The 17,315-nt window shown below is 44.7% G+C and carries 15 protein-coding genes; 10 read left to right on the forward strand and 5 right to left on the reverse strand.

Features of this window, described 5'->3' with window-relative positions:
* Window positions 1–37 precede the first annotated feature (37 nt).
* From DTQ70_RS13955 to DTQ70_RS13975, 5 genes are all read left to right on the forward strand, one after another.
* Window positions 38–871 (forward strand): serine hydrolase, encoded by an 834-nt coding sequence (locus DTQ70_RS13955; RefSeq protein WP_164490022.1) that lies wholly within the window; start codon window positions 38–40, stop codon window positions 869–871.
* A 33-nt stretch (window positions 872–904) separates the two neighbouring features.
* Window positions 905–2,458, forward strand: a complete 1,554-nt coding sequence (locus DTQ70_RS13960) for an FMN-binding glutamate synthase family protein (RefSeq protein WP_122931374.1) — start codon at window positions 905–907, stop codon at window positions 2,456–2,458.
* Between the two features lie 203 nt (window positions 2,459–2,661).
* A complete protein-coding gene (dprA, locus tag DTQ70_RS13965) occupies window positions 2,662–3,759 on the forward strand; it encodes a DNA-processing protein DprA (protein WP_122931375.1) in 1,098 nt (365 codons plus the stop codon).
* A 42-nt stretch (window positions 3,760–3,801) separates the two neighbouring features.
* Window positions 3,802–4,617 carry an aldo/keto reductase gene (locus DTQ70_RS13970; protein WP_122931376.1) on the forward strand — a complete coding sequence of 272 codons (816 nt, stop codon included), beginning with the start codon at window positions 3,802–3,804 and terminating at the stop codon, window positions 4,615–4,617.
* Between the two features lie 3 nt (window positions 4,618–4,620).
* Complete coding sequence (locus DTQ70_RS13975; protein WP_122931377.1) at window positions 4,621–5,541, forward strand: Rpn family recombination-promoting nuclease/putative transposase; 921 nt, start codon at window positions 4,621–4,623, stop codon at window positions 5,539–5,541.
* On the opposite strand, the gene DTQ70_RS13980 is transcribed toward DTQ70_RS13975, so the two are convergent.
* Window positions 5,533–6,660 carry a DegT/DnrJ/EryC1/StrS aminotransferase family protein gene (locus tag DTQ70_RS13980; protein WP_122931378.1) on the reverse strand — a complete coding sequence of 376 codons (1,128 nt, stop codon included), beginning with the start codon at window positions 6,658–6,660 and terminating at the stop codon, window positions 5,533–5,535. The two genes, DTQ70_RS13975 and DTQ70_RS13980, sit on opposite strands and share 9 nt — an antisense overlap.
* Before the next feature lie 66 nt (window positions 6,661–6,726).
* On the opposite strand from DTQ70_RS13980, the gene nagA reads away from it, so the two are divergent.
* The 3 genes from nagA to DTQ70_RS13995 all read left to right on the forward strand — a co-directional run bounded on the left by nagA (window position 6,727) and on the right by DTQ70_RS13995 (window position 9,050).
* A complete protein-coding gene (nagA, locus tag DTQ70_RS13985; RefSeq protein ID WP_122931379.1) occupies window positions 6,727–7,848 on the forward strand; it encodes an N-acetylglucosamine-6-phosphate deacetylase in 1,122 nt (373 codons plus the stop codon).
* Between the two features lie 33 nt (window positions 7,849–7,881).
* Window positions 7,882–8,169 (forward strand): hypothetical protein, encoded by a 288-nt coding sequence (locus DTQ70_RS13990; RefSeq protein ID WP_122931380.1) that lies wholly within the window; start codon window positions 7,882–7,884, stop codon window positions 8,167–8,169.
* Between the two features lie 122 nt (window positions 8,170–8,291).
* Complete coding sequence (locus DTQ70_RS13995) at window positions 8,292–9,050, forward strand: DUF3667 domain-containing protein (RefSeq protein ID WP_122931381.1); 759 nt, start codon at window positions 8,292–8,294, stop codon at window positions 9,048–9,050.
* A gap of 21 nt (window positions 9,051–9,071) precedes the next feature.
* On the opposite strand, the gene DTQ70_RS14000 is transcribed toward DTQ70_RS13995, so the two are convergent.
* Genes DTQ70_RS14000 through DTQ70_RS14015 form a run of 4 tightly spaced genes read right to left on the reverse strand, consistent with a single transcriptional unit; the run spans window position 9,072 to window position 14,155 of the window.
* Entirely contained in the window at window positions 9,072–9,839 is a 768-nt protein-coding gene (locus tag DTQ70_RS14000; RefSeq protein WP_122931382.1) for a LytTR family DNA-binding domain-containing protein, read from the reverse strand.
* Window positions 9,840–9,843: 4 nt separating this feature from the next.
* Window positions 9,844–10,866, reverse strand: coding sequence for a sensor histidine kinase (locus DTQ70_RS14005; RefSeq protein ID WP_122931383.1), 1,023 nt, complete (start codon window positions 10,864–10,866; stop codon window positions 9,844–9,846).
* A 21-nt stretch (window positions 10,867–10,887) separates the two neighbouring features.
* Window positions 10,888–11,775 (reverse strand): SDR family oxidoreductase, encoded by an 888-nt coding sequence (locus DTQ70_RS14010; protein ID WP_122931384.1) that lies wholly within the window; start codon window positions 11,773–11,775, stop codon window positions 10,888–10,890.
* A gap of 19 nt (window positions 11,776–11,794) precedes the next feature.
* Entirely contained in the window at window positions 11,795–14,155 is a 2,361-nt protein-coding gene (locus tag DTQ70_RS14015) for a TonB-dependent receptor (protein WP_122931385.1), read from the reverse strand.
* On the opposite strand from DTQ70_RS14015, the gene DTQ70_RS30710 reads away from it, so the two are divergent.
* Both DTQ70_RS30710 and DTQ70_RS14020 read left to right on the forward strand, forming a co-directional pair.
* On the forward strand, window positions 14,154–14,312 hold the full coding sequence (locus DTQ70_RS30710; RefSeq protein ID WP_164490023.1) for a hypothetical protein: 159 nt from the start codon (window positions 14,154–14,156) through the stop codon (window positions 14,310–14,312). The two genes, DTQ70_RS14015 and DTQ70_RS30710, sit on opposite strands and share 2 nt — an antisense overlap.
* A gap of 39 nt (window positions 14,313–14,351) precedes the next feature.
* Window positions 14,352–17,276 carry an ATP-binding protein gene (locus DTQ70_RS14020; RefSeq protein ID WP_164490024.1) on the forward strand — a complete coding sequence of 975 codons (2,925 nt, stop codon included), beginning with the start codon at window positions 14,352–14,354 and terminating at the stop codon, window positions 17,274–17,276.
* Window positions 17,277–17,315 lie beyond the last annotated feature (39 nt).

Below are 17,315 nucleotides of genomic sequence, written 5' to 3' on the forward strand. Positions count from 1 at the left end.
AGGACTGTGTAAGTTGTCGCCAGAATCAGATATTCAAATGCGACAACTTATTTTTTTTGTGCTATTAACCAGCCACATTTCGGTTTGTGCTCAACACCCCACCCTTGAGCAAAACCTCACCGACTACCTTGCGAAGTTGCCCTCTTCGGTAAAGGTCAATTATCGCGTCGAATCACTTGAAGGAAAACCTTACGCAAGCCTTGGAGACGACGAACGGGTGCCGTCTGCCAGTATCATCAAAATCCCTATTTTGGTCGAAGTCATGGAGCAAGTCAAGGCCCAACGCTTTGAACTTACCGACTATTATACCCTTCAAAACACCGACAAAGTAGGCGGAGCAGGGACTATTTTTCAGGAACGTGAAGGCAAAGCTTTTACCTACGAGCAACTTGCCCACCAGATGATGGTGGCAAGCGACAACACTGCAACTAACATCTTGATTCGGAAAGTAGGGCGCGAAGCCGTCAACGAACGAATGAAAACGCTTGGTTTTTCCAATCTCCAACTCAATCGGGTGATGATGGACACCGCCGCCGTGGCCAAAGGCATCGAAAATTACGTGAATGCGACCGAAATCAACCGCTTACTCAGCCTTATTTACCAGCGTAAAGTTGCCACGCCCGCGCTTTGTGATTTGATGGTGGCGTTTTTACTTGACAATCAAGACACTAGTACCCTGCCTTCGCTCATTCCTCGGCAAGTAGGCATTGCCCATAAAACGGGAACGCTCACTTACATTCGGGGCGATGCAGGAATTATTTTTACCAAAAAGCCCTTTGTTATTTCCATATTTGTACGTGGTGCCGACCTTAGCAGGGCCGAAACCATCATCGCAGAAATCGGCAAAATAGGCTACGAAGCATTAAAATAGAATCAAATCATCAACCCTAATAACTCCATATCCATGAATACCATTTTTGATTTTTTGGGACAAATTCCTTGGTGGTGTTGGCCCATTGTTTTTCTCGCAATTGTTGCCATTCGGGACATTAATCAGAAAAAACATACCATCAAACACAACTTTCCCGTGGTGGGTCACTTACGGTATTGGATTGAAACCATTGGGCCTGAATTTCGGCAGTACATTGTAGCCAACAACCGCGAAGAACTTCCCTTCAACCGTCGGCAGCGGTCGTGGATTTATGCTTCGTCCAAACGCGAAAATAATTTCCAGGGTTTCGGAACAGACCAAGACGTGAATGGAGCAGGGTACATTTTTATCAAGCCCGCTTTGCTTACCAAACGCCTCCCCAAAGACCACCCTTACCGCGAAAATCCGTACGTTTTGCCTTCGGCAAAGGTGATTGGCTTACCGCACGGTCGCCGCAAACCCTATCGTCCTAAGCAAGTGATTAATATTTCGGGCATGAGCTTTGGGTCGTTGTCGGCGCGTGCGATTGAGTCGTTGAACAAAGGGGCGGCCAAGTTTGGCTGCTACCACAACACGGGCGAAGGCGGTTTTTCGCCCTACCACAACAACGGCGGCGATGTAGTGCTAAATATAGGAACCGCTTACTTTGGCATCCGCGACGATGATGGGAATTTTGTGATGCAAAAACTGGTGGATTTGACCAAAAGCAACCCGTCCATTCGGATGTTGGAGCTGAAACTGTCACAAGGCGCAAAGCCTGGGAAAGGAGGCGTATTGCCTGCGTCAAAAATCACCCAAGAAATCGCCGACATCCGCCACATTCCGATGGGTAAAGACGTGATTTCGCCCGCGGCGCACAGTGCGTTTTCAAACATTCCCGAAATGATTGACTTCATCGAAAGCATGGCCGACGCCACAGGGCTGCCTGTGGGCATTAAAGCCGCCGTAGGGAAGCTAGAAATGTGGGAAGAGCTGGCCGAATTGATGGTAAAAACGGGCAAAGGCCCCGATTTTATTGCCATCGACGGTGGCGAAGGAGGAACGGGAGCGGCACCACCGTCGTTTGCCGACCACGTTTCGCTGCCTTGGGTCTATGCGTTTTCGAGTGTGTATAAAATTTTCAAAAAGCACAACCTTACCCACCGCGTTACGTTCATTGGTTCGGGCAAACTTGGCTTACCTGCGCAAGCCATTATGGCCTTTTCGATGGGCGTCGATGTCATCAATATTGCCCGCGAAGCCATGATTTCAATCGGTTGTATTCAGGCCCAAGTCTGCCACAACAACCGCTGCCCGACGGGTATTGCCACCCAAAACAAATGGTTGCAAGCAGGGGTTGACCCTACGTTGAAAAGCGAGCGTTTTTACAATTATGCCAAAACCCTCACCAAAGAAGTGCTGGAGATTTCGGTTGCCTGCGGCTACGAGCACCCTTCTCAGTTTACCATGGATGATGTGGACGTAGCAATGGGCGACAATAACCACACTCGCCCGCTCCGAATCGCATACGAATACGAAAAAGTACCCGTAACTTACGATGGAATTCATAAGTTGGTCAATTGTGAACACTTAGGTGGAAAAAATTAAACAGTGCAGTGAGTTGCTCACAATCCAAATAGGGAAGCGGGTTGCTTACAACCCGCTTTTTTATTTAACAAACTAACCAATTCACAAAGAAAAAAGGCCATTTCATAAAACATTTCAGCCATTTCATTAAATATTTCCGTACAAAAACTATCCCAATAAAGCCCCCCTCGTCCAATGAAAAACAGGTATAACTCCTTTCTTTCATGTCAGACGAAAAAATCTACCAACTTGCACTTCATTTGACAAACGGCCTTGGCAGTATTCTCATTCGACAGTTAATTGCCCACTTCGGAAGTGCCAAAAAAATCTTTCAGGCCAACCTCAAAAGCCTAACGAGAGTCAACGGAATTGGAGACGCGACGGCGCGAATAATACTCCAAAAAGAGGGGATTCGAGAAGCAGAAAATGAGTTTAAAAAACTAGCTTCCGTCGATGGAAAATTACTTTTTTATACTGATCCCGAATTTCCAACGCGTTTCAAATCGCTCTACGACGCCCCTGTATTACTGTACGGGAAGGGGAATTTCAATCTCAACGAAGGTCGGTTTGTGGGGGTGGTCGGAACGCGTAAAGCAACGGATTATGGCAAAAATACCTGCGAACAGATTGTGGAAGGATTGGCCAACAAAGGAGTGACGATTGTGAGTGGATTGGCCTACGGCATCGACATTGCTACGCACCGCGCTTGTGTCAAACTCCGCGTGCCCACCCTCGGAGCCATGGCCACGGGGCTTGACCTTATTTACCCTTCGACTCACGCCAAAACTGCCCAAGAAATGCAAGCCAACGGAGGGATTTTAACGGAATATCCGTTGGGAACCAAACCTGATTTTATGCGTTTCCCCGCTCGCAATCGCATTATTGCGGGCTTGTCTGACGCCATTATTGTCGTAGAAGCAGCCGAAAAAGGAGGTGCACTCATTACGGCCGAATATGCCAACAATTATAACCGCGACGTATTTGCCGTTCCAGGGAATCTAACCAATTCGTATTCTACGGGCTGTAATCAGCTCATTCGCACGCACAAGGCGCAGATATTTACGGGCGTTGATGATTTATTAGAATCACTCAGTTGGCTTCCAGATGGTACCGCTTCGACCATACCTCCTGCTCTTCCCGAACATTTTACCCAAGCTGAGAGCACCATCGTTTCGCTTCTGCGCCAAAAGGGAGAAATGCAGATTGACGAACTCGCATGGGAAAGCCAAATTCACTTAGGCAAGTTGTCTCCACTTTTACTAAATTTGGAACTTCAGGGATACCTCCGAAGCTTGCCAGGCAAGAAGTTTGCCTTGGCCTAAGTAACCAAAAAAAATCATACCATCATCAAAACCTAATTTACCTTGATACCTTCAATCACTTTAAACAACGGCATTGAAATGCCCCAATTAGGACTCGGCGTGTATGACCCTCAGCCTGGCCACGATATTCGGCAAGCAGTTTTGTGGGCATTAGAGCTTGGGTATCGGCTCATTGATACGGCCGCAGCCTATCACAATGAAATTGAAGTAGGACAAGCCATGCGCGACAGCGGTCTAGCGCGCGAAGATATTTTCTTGACTACCAAAGTTTGGAACGATGACCAAGGCTATGAATCAACCCTCAAAGCATTTGAAGAAAGCCTGCGTAAACTCAACACCGATTACGTTGATTTGTACCTGATTCACTGGCCTGTACGTGCACATCGAATCCAAACGTGGAAAGCCCTTGAAAAAATTTATGCCGATGGCAAGGCCCGTGCAATTGGCGTTTCCAATTATTATGCACCTCATTTTGAAGAGCTTTGGCCGCACACATCTATCGTTCCAGCCGTTAATCAAATTGAGCTAAGTCCGTATTGTCACTTGCCCGAAGAATTGAACTACTGTCGCCAACGAGGTATTCAAATTGAAGGGTATGCGCCTTTGGTGCGAGGACTTAAATCCGATGACCCGCGGCTCATCAACATCGCTGAAAAATACAACAAAAGTACGTTTCAAGTGCTTATCCGTTGGACACTTCAGCAAGGAGCCATCACGATTCCAAAATCGGTTTCAAAACACCGTATCGCAGCCAATATAGACGTTTTTGACTTTGAATTGTCGGCCGAAGATGTTACAGAAATGAATACCTGGCACGACGATACCCGCATCGCCTGGAACCCTATGGAGTTTTTGTAAGGAATGAAAAACAAATCATCTATTACTTCTCCCCACAACAAACTTGTCAAAGAACTTTTCTCTGACCGTCAGCTTGCGCGTGCTTTTTTGGAAGAAATGCTTCCTAGTGAAGTCGTGTATTTACTGAATTTAGAGTCCCTTCAACACCAAAATAATTCGTATTTATCTCCACCCATGGAGGAAATATTTTCCGATGTGGTCGTTGAAGTCAACCTAAAAAATAGCGACGATTCACTACAAATATCCCTCTTGATTGAACATAAATCATACAAAGATCCTCGCGTGAGTTTTCAACTTATGCGTTATTTAGCAGAAGGATACTGGCAGCAGTTAAAAAACAAACAACCCCTCCGCCCCATAGTCCCCCTCTTGTTCTATCATGGAAGGCAGCGCTGGCGTTTAAAACAAATGGAGGACTTTTTCCCCAATTACCCTCCAATTTTCCAGCGGTATATTCCTTCGTTTGGGATAGAATTTGTCAGCTTAATTCAAATGCAAGACGAACGCTTAGTGCAATTGAGAGACGGAGTACTGAGTGCAACTCTTGGGTTATTACGCTATTCTCATGATTGGCCAACATTGCTTAAACGATTACCGAGAATCATGGAGTCGCTAAGTTCTTCCCACGGAACTGGCTTTGTTATGAGTTTGTTTGTATATTTGTTTAGCGTGACCGAACTGACGGTAGAACAGTTAAAAGAAAATTTACCAGAAGAGATAAAAACGACTTTTATGAGCACCTACGATAGAATCATGGCCGAAGGCATTGAAAAAGGCATCGAGAAAGGCATTGAAAAAGGTATTGAAAAGACGATATTGAATGCTTTTGATAACGGAATTGCCTTGGAGACAATTCGTGTTATTACGGGTGAAAGTGACGAAAAAATCAAACAAGTGCTGCAACGCAATCACCGCCTAGCCTAAGGTACGTTTCAGTACTTTCGTGACTCGTTGAAGATCGTCTTCAGTCAAATTTGACCCCGACGGAAGGCATAGCCCATCGTCAAAAAGTATTTCGGCTATCTGCCCACCGTAGAAAGGTGCACCCTCAAATACAGGCTGGAGGTGCATGGGTTTCCATAACGGACGCGCTTCAATGTTCTCTGCTGCCAAAGCTATTCGTAGGACTTCGCGCGTCACACCGCTCGTTTTTGTTGCATCCACCCGAATACAGCTCAACCAGCGATTCGCATAACTCCCTTCTCTTTCAGGCTGAAAAGTAATACGCTCGTCGCCAGCAAAGGCTTGTTGGTACCATGCAAAACTAGCCCTACGCTGGCTTACACGCTCGTCGATAACCTGCATTTGGCCACGGCCAATTCCCGCACAAATGTTGCTCATTCGGTAATTATAACCAATCTGCGAATGTTGGTAATGAGGGGCATTGTCGCGGGCTTGGGTGGCTAAAAAACGAGACTGTTGTATCAATTTTTCATCATCGGAAAGCAACGCCCCACCACCCGAAGTGGTGATGATTTTATTTCCATTAAAAGACAAAATATTCAGTTTCCCAAAACTTCCCAATTTACGTCCCTTCCAACTCGCCCCCAGCCCTTCGGCAGCATCTTCGATGAGGGGAACTTCGTAACGTGCACACACCTCTACGATTTCGTCAATTTTGGCGGGCATACCGTACAAATGCACCGCAATCACCGCTTTCACTTTTTTCCCTTTGGCTCGTTCGCCTTTAATCGCCTCCTCTAACGCCTCGGGACAAATATTCCACGTTTCCCATTCTGAATCCACAAATACGGGCATAGCTCCTTGATACACAATAGGATTGGCAGACGCAGCAAAGGTAAATGACTGACAAATAACGACATCTCCCTGCCCTACCCCGAGCATCACCAAAGCCAAATGCAATGCCGCCGTCCCCGAAGACAACGCCGCCGCATGGCCTACACCTACATACCGACTCAGGTCTTGCTCAAAACCATCGACATTAGGCCCCAGTGGTGCTACCCAATTGGTTTCAAATGCTTCTTGTACGTACTTTTGTTCGTGGCCGCTCATGTGCGGCGAGGAAAGCCAAATTTTATTCATTATTCAGTAGAAATCTTGCCGAAAGTTCCACATCTTTCGGCAAGTTCGCAAATTAAACCCGATTCCATGTACGCTCTGACCAATTGCACCATTTATACAGGCGAAACCGTCCTTACCCAACACGCCGTGGTCGTTGACGGAGACCGCATCGACCGCATCGTACCTACGGAATTGATTCCGACCGACTTACCTATTTATGACCTGCAAAGTCACGACCTCACTGCAGGCTTTGTTGACATTCAATTGTACGGCGGGCAAACGGGCTTTTTGGTACGGGATTTATCGGCCGAATCGTTGGATGATATGGTCAATACTCACCAGCAAGACGGGACGGCGGCCATCATCCCTACCCTATATTCTACGTCTCGGGAACGGATTTTGAAGGCCATTGAAGTGACCAAAGCCTACATTGCGGCGGGAAAAACGGGGGTACTGGGATTACACATTGAGGGGCCGTTTATCAACCCTGAAAAGAGAGGCGCGCACAGCGCCGCGCAAGTACGTATCCCCACCGAAACCGAACTAGAGGAAATCATCGAGCAAAGCCAAGGGCTACTTACCCTGATGACGATTGCCCCCGAAATATGGCCTTTCCATCTTCTTGCTCGTCTCCAAAACAGCCATATCCAGCTCTCGATGGGGCATACCAATGCGACTTACCAACAAGCCAAGACTTTTTTTGCCTCGGGAATTTCGATGGCAACGCACCTTTACAATGCCATGCGGCCTTTTGAAAGCCGCGAACCTGGGGTAGTTTCGGCCATTTGGGACACGCCAACGGTGCACGCCAGCATCATTGCCGACGGTCACCATTGCGACTCCGCTACCATCCGCATTGCCAAGCAACTCATGGGCAATCGCCTTTTTTTGATTTCGGACGCTACTTTGGCAAAAATTGAGCCTCAACGCTTTGTTTTTGAAGACTTTACCGCTAACTACGACGGTCATCGCCTGCTCAACGACGATGGCAAATTGGCGGGTTCGGCCATCACGCTGCTCGATGCCGTCCGTTTTTGCGTCCAAACAGTGGGGATTCCCAAAGAAGAAGTTTTTAGAATGGCCTCAACTTACCCTGCACAAGTGGTGGGTGTTGGTGAGCGTTTTGGAAAAATCAAAGCAGGTTACACTGCCACGTTTGCCGTCCTCGACAACGACCAACGCCTCGTTTCTTTTTACCCACCTCGCTAATAAAACTTAAAATCTCTCCCAAAAACCACTACAATGAAACCAGAAAAACTAGCCTCCCTGACCGACGAGCAACTGCTCAAGCAGAAAAAAATAATCAAAAACACCCATAATATTATCCTAGCAGTGGGAACTTTAACCCTATTTTTCGCCTGTGTAATGTTTGGCTACCACGTTGGGAAAGACGCCGCCACGGGTGGTCAAAGTACCTTCAATTACAAGCCGCTGCTACCTGTTATTGTCTTCTTTATGCTTGGGTATGTAGTCGTTTCATCGGAGAAAAAATCCATTGACGACGAAATCAAGAAACGGAAGTTGGGGTAAACATTAGGATAGTTCAATAGAATCCCCAGATGAAGAACCTAGTCTTGGGATTCTATTGCCAATTTAGTAGATTTGACATTTACCTAGCGGCCCAAAAACCTAAACCATAGTATCTCAAGCACATGAGCCACCATTGCTTAAATTGTCACCAAACGTTAGAAAGTAATTTTTGCCCAAATTGCGGACAGAATGCAAAAACCCACCGTTTTTCGCTTGAACATTTCGTCCTACACGACCTTGTTCATGGAGTCTTTCACCTTGATAAAGGTTTTTTCTACACCCTCAAAGAGCTCTTTCTTCGCCCTGGGCACAGCATTAGAGCGTATGTGCAAGGCAAAAGGGTAAAGCACTTCAACTATTTTACCTTCATCATTTTAATCATTACGATTGGGCACTTGGTAGGTACTATGTCTAAAATCAATTTAATAGATACAACCAATTACTTCTCAGACGACCAGCGGTTATTAACAAAATTTGGAGAACTAATGCAGGCATATCCCAAGCTATTTACCCTCGCTAGAATCCCTGTTTTGGCCGTATTTAGCCTACTTTTTTTCAGAAAAAGTCAACAAAATTTTACCGAGCATTTGGTTCTTAATATCTACAAAGTCAGCGGCGAATTGTGTATCGCTATCGTTTTTACCCTCCTCGCAGCTCTCTTCAAAAATAGTATCCCTTATGCCTATTTTTTTGACGGGGTGGCTCTTTTTACGTTGATTTACTCAGTGTGGTTTTACTACCAGTATTTTTCCACCTTTGGCTACTCCAAAATGGGTTTATTCCTTCGTAGCCTACTTACCGCCATCATTATTACTGTCGCCATTTCAAGTATTACAGCCTTTGCGATTGGCATAAACGACGGATTCAACGACGCACACTGATGCCCATTCATAATTTTTCATCTACCCCTCCATCCACGCTTTAAAGTGCGGGGCTTTTTCGCGGCTTACCAGGATGTCGTGCGAGGGCTCGGGCTGAAGTTCGAGTTTGAGCTTGCCGTTGAAATAGGTATGAATCTTCTGAACTGCGGCTAACGAAGCAATGTACTGCCGATTGAGTCGAAAAAACAAGGCAGGATTGAGCAAGCGTTCCAGTTCTTCAAGGGTATAATCGACCAAAAACTGTCGGTTGTCGCTTCGGACTAAGCACACCATTTCGTTGGTGGTATAAAAATAAGCGATTTCCTCTTGAGGAATGGGCAACAGTTGGTCGTTGTAAGGCACCAAAAAGCGGGTTTTGTGCTTTCGCCCCACGGCAGGCATCGAGTCTAGCAGCGATTGTATTTTTAAGGTGTAATCATTGGCCGAAAAAACCCGTTGGCTTTCTTTAAACTTCGTAATCGCTGCTTCCAATTCTTGCGGTTTGATGGGCTTCAACAAATAGTCTATACTCTTGACTTTGAAAGCTTTGATGGCGTATTCGTCGTAGGAAGTCGTAAAAATAATGGGGCTAGGAATGGCCATTGATTCAAATATGGCAAAACTGAGTCCGTCGGAAAGCTGGATGTCCGAGAAGATCAAATCAGGTGCAGGATGCGTTGAAAACCAGCGTTTCGAGCTTTCGATACTGTCCAAAACCACCAAAATTTCGATTTCTTCATCAATTTTTTTTATCAACTTCTCAAGGCGTTCAGCGGCGGGGTATTCGTCTTCAATCAGGATGGCTTTCATGAATTTAGGCTTCTAACAACGGCAGTTTTACTTTAAATGTCCACTCATTTCGCAAGATTTCGACTTGCTGTTCGGTGAGTAATCGGTAGCGGTTGATGATGTTTTGGAGACCCACTTTGGTTGATTTTTCAAAAGTCTTTTTTTCTTGTAGGTTATTCTCGACCGTCAAGAACCCATCTTCTTGTACAATCCTGATTTTCAACGGTTTTTCTTTGGAAACTACGTTGTGTTTTATCGCATTTTCAATCAACATCTGAATACTCAACGGCGCTACGTGCAACTGGTTTTTATCGGTTGAAAGTTGGGTTTCGACCTGCAAATTTTCCCGAAAACGAATTTTATTGAGGTAAATATACGCGTCTAAAAACTGCATTTCTTCCTCTAACGTCACGGTATTTTTTTCCCGACTCACCAACACGTACCGATACACGTCTGATAGCTTGTCGAGGTAGTTTTGGGCGGGGCTATTTTCATCGTCGATGAGCGAAGCCAAGGTGTTGAGGCTATTGAACAAAAAATGCGGGTCTAATTGGTTTTTAAGCGCGTCCAATTGCGACTGTACATTTTCGCGAGCCAAGGCTTCGGTCTTTTGCACGTGCGATTTCCAGGATTGAAAGAAGAAGGCACTTTCGTACATCAACGTCACGATAATGGTCGGAATGAGGCTGATTTTAAATCCAATCAGCACCTCATTGATACGGTCGAAATTGGAGATTTGAGAACAAAAAAAGTAATCAATAAAAGCACTCACTACCAAGGTGTATGTCAAACCCAAGATGGTTTGCCTAATCAACCGACGAGCAGTTTGGCGATAATGCGGAAACTTCTTCCGCAGGTAAATAAAAATAGCACGGTTTCCCTCCCAAATCAACAACGTGTTCATAAAACACGAGCTTATCCAATAAAAAATATCTTTGGTGTTTCCACTCGTAAAAACTTCTTTGTGCATCACGATTGGAAGCAAAATACTTAAAAGTGGAATGCCAATTAGCCGTGCTTTGCGGTCGTTGATATAGGGAGGTTCCATGCGAAATTTCCTCATTTTTTATCAAAGATACGGAATATTTATACCTTTTGTTTCTTCAAAAAACACCTCCAATGACGTACTCGGCTCACCAAGTTCTTTCCAAAGTGCTTGGCCGTGAAAATCTTCGGTGGTACCTTCATAAAAGGCGAATAAGTCTGCCAGACTCTTCATAGTAGGCGAGAAAAACCCGATTGTTTTAACCATCCACAAGGGCAAAACTTGCAATTTTAGGGAAGGTTTTTGGGCTTTTAGCCGTTGATAAACGGCTTCATAGTCCATTTTTTCGCGTCCTTGTACTACGTAGTGTTGGTAATAAGCCGTTGGGTTTCCTACCGCTTTGGCAACCCATTGGGCATAATCCGTGGAATTGGTCCAATAAAACTCCACGGGTTTCCCTACCCACTGCAAGGTGTCTTTTTTGATGGCCCATTCGATGCTGTCCAAAAACCACGTTGGGTAAAAAATCGTAAACGGAATACCCGATTCTTCAATGAAACGATGCCCTTCGCGGCGGGTTTGATTTTGGTAAAACTCCTTGGGCTGACGAATCGACGGGTGAGCACCCAACGCACCAATTTTCAGAATTTGCTGCACGCCTACCGCTTGGCAGGCTTCCACGATGTTTTTGACCCCTTCTCGCTCCAAGAAGAACGAACTTTTCGCCTGATTTTCTTCGGCACTTAGATTGATATAAACGTACGTACTGCCTTTCAACGCGCGGGTCAAACTTGGTACATTTTGTACGTCGGCTACGGCAAATGTCACTTCTTTTGGGAGCGATTGTTTGGCTTTTTCAAGATTACGCACGACGGCCCGTACTTGATAGCCGTACGCCAAAAGTACCTTTACCACGGGTATAGCCAAACGCCCCGTAGCGCCTATGACTGAAATAATGGTTGTTGAGTTCATACTTTGAAAATTTGACAAATTAAAAGGTGAGGCGATAAAACGGAATGGGCAAAAATCCTTGCTGGTAAGCCGTCCCAATTTTATTTACGCGTGGGTTGTAAGCTTGTTGGAAAATATTCTGGTGATTAGTAATATTCTGTAAATCAATGGCCAACTCGTGCGTACTACGGCGACGATTGAGTTTATAACCAATCTTAAGGTCGGTGCGAAAGTAACCACTTTGTTGCTGCGTAAACGCCCGTGATTCGTCATAAATAGTGGTGTTAGCCTCGGCCGATGCCTCCAAATTGATGGGACGAATGTACTTCCCACCTGCCGAAGTAAGTTTCCAATTGATGCTCAACACGCCCCGATTGCCCAGCGGAATGTCTTTGCCCGCCAGCACATTGACCACATAACGGTTATTGAAAGGCGTATTGCGTTCGACACCATCGCTGCCTTTGTATTTTGAATCAAACAACGAGCCCGTTATCAAAAAATAGTAATTATTGGAGAAGTACTTTTCGAGGGTCATTTCAAGGCCATAGTTCCGCCCTGTCCCTTTGTTTACGAGGTTACCTACGTTGGTTGGGGCAAAATCAACCCCTTCAATGAGCACCGAATAATAGCCCAAACTCGGCTGAATCGGAAAGTTAAACAACGACTGATAATAGGCTTCCAACTTTAAACGAAGGTTTTCTCCGAGACTACGCTCATATCCCAAGACAAAATGGTGGCTTTTGGTAAACCCTAAGTCTTTGTTTGTCAATGAGTAGCTTCCGTTGGTATTTTGGGTTTGGTAAAAATACAGCAGCAGCGGCTGTAAATTACTGTGCAATCCGTAAGCGAGGTTGAACGTACTGCGGTCGGTGGCTTGGTAAGCCAGCCCGACGCGCGGTTCCAACGCCGCCGAGTTGTTGAGTTCATAATGCAAGCCCGTCAGCCCCGCATTGAGGGTCAAGTTTTGGCTAACACGGTGTTTCCACTGCACATACGCCTGGATGAGCATGGTTTCGCCGTCGGTATTGCGGAGCGTAACGGCGTTGGGATACTGGTTGGAATTCAGCAAATTAAAGCGATTTAAATCCACAATCACCCCCGCCGAAATTTTATCTTTGGCACTGATTTTATGATTGACACTGGCATTCAACGACAGCTTTTCGTTGGTAAACTCCGCCTGTTCTGCCAAAATCTCTTCCGAAATGACCTTTGTTTCAGGTTTATAAATTACGGTATCTCCTTTAAAATTTTGGTAACTTCTCGACGCCGAAAGGGTCACTTTTCCAAAGGTTTTGTCCGTAAAACGGTGCTCGTACGAAAGCGCCGCAATCCCCGTTTCAAAACGGACGCGGGTGTTGGTATTTTCGTCACCGTACGCATCCCCTTTCTCCGTGTCCACGTCTTTTCCCAAAAACGTGATGTTGCTTTTTCCCGCCAGCGTCCAAAACGACAATTGTCCTTTTTTACCTACTGGAACGTCCGTTTTAAAAGTAAAATCCTGATAATAAGGCGTTCCTGCAATGTCAAAACCCAAATTAGACATAATACCAAACAGCGAATAACGGTAGTTGAGCAAATACGACGCCTTCGATTTTTTGCTGTAAGGCCCTTCAGCACCCACCTCAACCCCGTTGAAACCTACTTGGGTCAAGAACTCGTGCTTTTCGTCGTTGCCTTTTCGTAAACGCAAATCAAACACCGACCCGAGGGCATTGGCATATTCGGCAGGAAACGCCCCCGACATAAAATCAGACTTGGCCAACAAGTTGGTATTCAGCATCGAAACAGGCCCACCCGACGTACCCAACGAGCTAAAGTGGTTGGGATTGGGGATGTTGACACCATCCAAACGCCACAGCAAAGAGGCAGGCGAATTCCCTCTGACCACAATGTCGTTTCTAGCATCGTTGGCACCACTGACGCCCGCGAAATTGGCCGCCATCCGCGACGGGTCGCCCAAACTTCCTGCGTATTTGAGGGTTTCAGAAGGAGCAAAAGGCCGTGCACTTACGGTTGACATTTCGTTGTTGGCCACTTTGTTGTCATCGCTTCGTTTGTACTTGACGGTCACTTCGTTGAGGTTTTTGAAGCTTTCAGTCATCGACAAGTCCAATACCACCTCTTTACCTGCATTAACAATCACGTCTTTGGCAAAAATGTCTTCGTAGCCGAGGTACGTCACCCGCAGCGATGCCCTACCGACATTCACTTTTAGCAAACGAAAATTTCCATCCGCGTCGGTGGTGGTTCCGTTGAGCGGATTACTTCCCACTACCACCACTGTTGCCCCCACCACGGGCGCTTTGGAAGCAGCATCGGTAATTTTTCCGCGTACAATTTGGGTAGATTGGGCGAAAGAATAATATCCCAAAAATAGGAGGAAGAAAAACATTGTTTTCATGGCTTTTTTGTTGTTGGTTTTCGGTTCAAAATTCCCCGAAAACCAACACTTACAAAACTCAACAGCAGGTGAAGTGGCAAAATCAATGGGTGAAATTCACACAACCACGGGTGAAACGCGCAGCAATACCGCTTTTTTGTCTATTTTTGTCCTCTGACCCATTCCAACTTTTTGTCTTTACGACTCGATGTATTCTATGAAGCGAAAACGCTCTTCGGCACACAAATCGGTATATCGCCTTTTACTCAAATCATTACTATTTTGTTTTTGGGGGATAGTAGCTGGAGGAATACAAAAGACCCAGGCTCAAAACAAAATCGACACCTACTTGTCTTTGCAGGGACAGGCGCGGATGGATAGTCTTTTGTTACTACAACATTTCGTCTGGTATAACTTAGATAGTACTTCCGCCTTTTCTCAAATTGATATTATAAGAAAGCATGCTCTTCAGTCCAACGATCAGTTGTTGGCTATTTATGCCGATTTTCTAAAGACGTATTACTTATTAGGAGGTAAGCAAAAGAACCTCGAAGCCGCTTATCCTCGTTTTCAGAATGTATCAAAAAATCTTAAAAAACTACCTTCAAGCACACTCAAAACAGCTTTAATGGCCGAGTTGGAACATAACATGGGGGTGACGCTGTACTTGACCCGCGACCCTTCCAGCAAATGTATCAACCATTTGTTGGCCGCTGATTTGGCCTTTCGGAAAATAGGCTACGAGCATTTTACTTTTGCAGGATATCGTTTTACGTATTTGGCCTTGTATTATTTAAAGCGAGCTTCGGACCCAGAAACCGCCTTAAAGTACTTAAAAGAAGGCGAGACTTACATTCAGAACGACCCCGTTGATTTTCACCGCATTCAGTTGTATCGCAATATTGCGTTGTGTTTGGTCGAAAAAAAGCAATACAAAGACGCCATTCGTTACAATCAGTTAGGTATTGCCCAGGTGCGTACTCGCAAAGACAGCCTTAGGATTGGTGCTTTAAATGGCAATATTGGCGAAATCATTTTGGCGCACTTTCCAAACCCCAAAGAAGCCGAGCCTTACTTTAAAAAAGAGCTGTGGTATCGGCTCCGTTTCAAACCTGACGGCTACGAAGACCTTTCCAAATTGTACAGTAATTTGTGCCAAGTGGCTGGCCATAAACGAAGTCCAGAAGAAGTGGCTCACTATTATAGCCAAGCCATAAAAATGGCCGAGCTCAACACCGACAAAGCCGCATGGTACCCCGCACACAGTGATATTTATCGGAGTAGGATGATTGCCGACACCCTGCTTGGCGACTATAAAAGTGCCCTAAAGCACGAATTTTTATTTCAGGATGCACAAAGTAAAATTAATAAAGAAGACCTAAGCAAGTCAGCGATTGAAGCTTCGGTTCGGTTTGACTCTGAGAAACTAAAACTACAAGCTGAACTTGCCAATCAACAAACCCAAAACTCGCGATTTTGGATTGCGTTTGTTTCTTTGTTGCTACTTGTGACGTTGTTGGTAGGGTATTTTATTTATTATCGCTTGCAAACTCGAAGGGAAGAATTAGCCCGTCAATTGCTATTTGAGCAAAAAGAAGCGGAACGTTTGGCGGAATTAGACACCCTAAAAACCCGATTTTTTACCAACATTTCACACGAGTTTCGTACTCCATTGACTTTGCTTTTATCTCCCCTCCAAGATTTACAAAAAGAGTTTCCTGGGCGTACTATTTTCCAAATGATGCAAAGAAATGCCGAGCGGTTGTTGTCATTGATTACGCAGTTATTGGATTTAAGCAAATTAGAAGCGGGAAAAATGGACGTTCAATTGCAAGAAGGCGATTTGTCCCAATTTTTACAGTATATATTTTCTTCGTTTGAATCTCTAGGACAAGACAAAAATATTCTGTTTCAATACCAACAAAGTCGTGAGCATCAATTTGCGTATTTTGATGCGGATAAAATTGAAAAAATCACAACCAATTTACTTTCAAATGCCTTTAAATTTACACCCGAAAATGGACGTATTCAGATACGAGCTGACTATACTGACACTTCATTATTGATAGAAGTCAAAGACTATGGTATTGGAATAGACAAAGAGCGTTTACCCAAAATATTTGAACGATTTTATCAAATTGATGACAGTACCCAACGTCATTATGAAGGAACGGGTGTGGGTTTAGCATTGGTAAAAGAGTTAGTAGAAGTATTAGGGGGAACTATTAGTGTAACAAGTGAATTAGGTCGAGGAACTACCTTTAACATTAACATACCTACTGAATTTTTAGATAAAAAACCAGAAAACGTAACAAACACTTTATATTTCAATAATACTACTAAAGCTCTTGACAATGTTTTAGAGAATAAAACGACAAACGAGGAAGAGCACCCCGTACTACTTATTGTAGAAGATAACGCAGATTTGCGCGCGTATATTCGTAGTCAGTTTGAATCAACGTTCTTTATTATTGAGGCAAAAGATGGAAAAGATGGGTTAGAAAAAGCGTTGGAGACTATCCCAGATTTGGCCATTTGCGACCTTATGATGCCCCATTTGGACGGGTTTGAATTTTGTAAGCAACTCAAAACCGATATGCGAACAAGTCACATTCCCGTCGTGATGCTGACTGCCAAAGCCGCCATTGAAGACCGTCTAGTAGGTCTTGAGTTAGGCGCCGACGATTATCTTTCTAAGCCATTCAATACCGATGAATTGCAAATTCGGGTTCGTAATTTGATAAAAATTCGCGAAAACATTCGCCAAAAATACAATGCGCCAAAATTCTTAACAACTGAGCCACAGCCAGAAATTCAATCTCAAACCCATGACAAGGAATTTTTAGAGAAAATAAATCATGTACTAGAGAAAAACATCAGTAATTCGGCTTTTGAAATGGAAAATTTAGCTAAAAGTTTATCTATTTCAAGCACTCAACTTCGTCGAAAACTAAAGGCGCTTACCAATCAAACCATCATTGAATACGTAAGAAATTATCGGCTTGATAAAGCAGCTCAGATGTTAAAAAATGGCGACGAGTCCGTTTCTGAAATTACTTATAAAGTTGGATTTGAAAGTCTCTCTTATTTTTCAAAAATATTCCAAGAGCGCTTCCAACAAAGCCCCTCTGATTGGAAATAAATTAACGTCCCCAATAATACTACAAAATAGACTTTCCAA

The sequence above is a fragment of the Runella sp. SP2 genome, from assembly GCF_003711225.1.
GTDB lineage: Bacteria > Bacteroidota > Bacteroidia > Cytophagales > Spirosomataceae > Runella.

Coding starts and splice junctions, on each gene's coding strand:
- DTQ70_RS13955 (WP_164490022.1), top strand. CDS start 38: ATGCGACAACTTATTTTTTTTGTGCTATTAACCAGCCACATTTCGGTT.
- DTQ70_RS13960 (WP_122931374.1), top strand. CDS start 905: ATGAATACCATTTTTGATTTTTTGGGACAAATTCCTTGGTGGTGTTGG.
- dprA (WP_122931375.1), top strand. CDS start 2,662: ATGTCAGACGAAAAAATCTACCAACTTGCACTTCATTTGACAAACGGC.
- DTQ70_RS13975 (WP_122931377.1), top strand. CDS start 4,621: ATGAAAAACAAATCATCTATTACTTCTCCCCACAACAAACTTGTCAAA.
- DTQ70_RS13980 (WP_122931378.1), bottom strand. CDS start 6,660: ATGAATAAAATTTGGCTTTCCTCGCCGCACATGAGCGGCCACGAACAA.
- nagA (WP_122931379.1), top strand. CDS start 6,727: ATGTACGCTCTGACCAATTGCACCATTTATACAGGCGAAACCGTCCTT.
- DTQ70_RS13990 (WP_122931380.1), top strand. CDS start 7,882: ATGAAACCAGAAAAACTAGCCTCCCTGACCGACGAGCAACTGCTCAAG.
- DTQ70_RS13995 (WP_122931381.1), top strand. CDS start 8,292: ATGAGCCACCATTGCTTAAATTGTCACCAAACGTTAGAAAGTAATTTT.
- DTQ70_RS14000 (WP_122931382.1), bottom strand. CDS start 9,839: ATGAAAGCCATCCTGATTGAAGACGAATACCCCGCCGCTGAACGCCTT.
- DTQ70_RS14005 (WP_122931383.1), bottom strand. CDS start 10,866: ATGGAACCTCCCTATATCAACGACCGCAAAGCACGGCTAATTGGCATT.
- DTQ70_RS14010 (WP_122931384.1), bottom strand. CDS start 11,775: ATGAACTCAACAACCATTATTTCAGTCATAGGCGCTACGGGGCGTTTG.
- DTQ70_RS30710 (WP_164490023.1), top strand. CDS start 14,154: ATGGCTTTTTTGTTGTTGGTTTTCGGTTCAAAATTCCCCGAAAACCAA.
- DTQ70_RS14015 (WP_122931385.1), bottom strand. CDS start 14,155: ATGAAAACAATGTTTTTCTTCCTCCTATTTTTGGGATATTATTCTTTC.
- DTQ70_RS14020 (WP_164490024.1), top strand. CDS start 14,352: ATGAAGCGAAAACGCTCTTCGGCACACAAATCGGTATATCGCCTTTTA.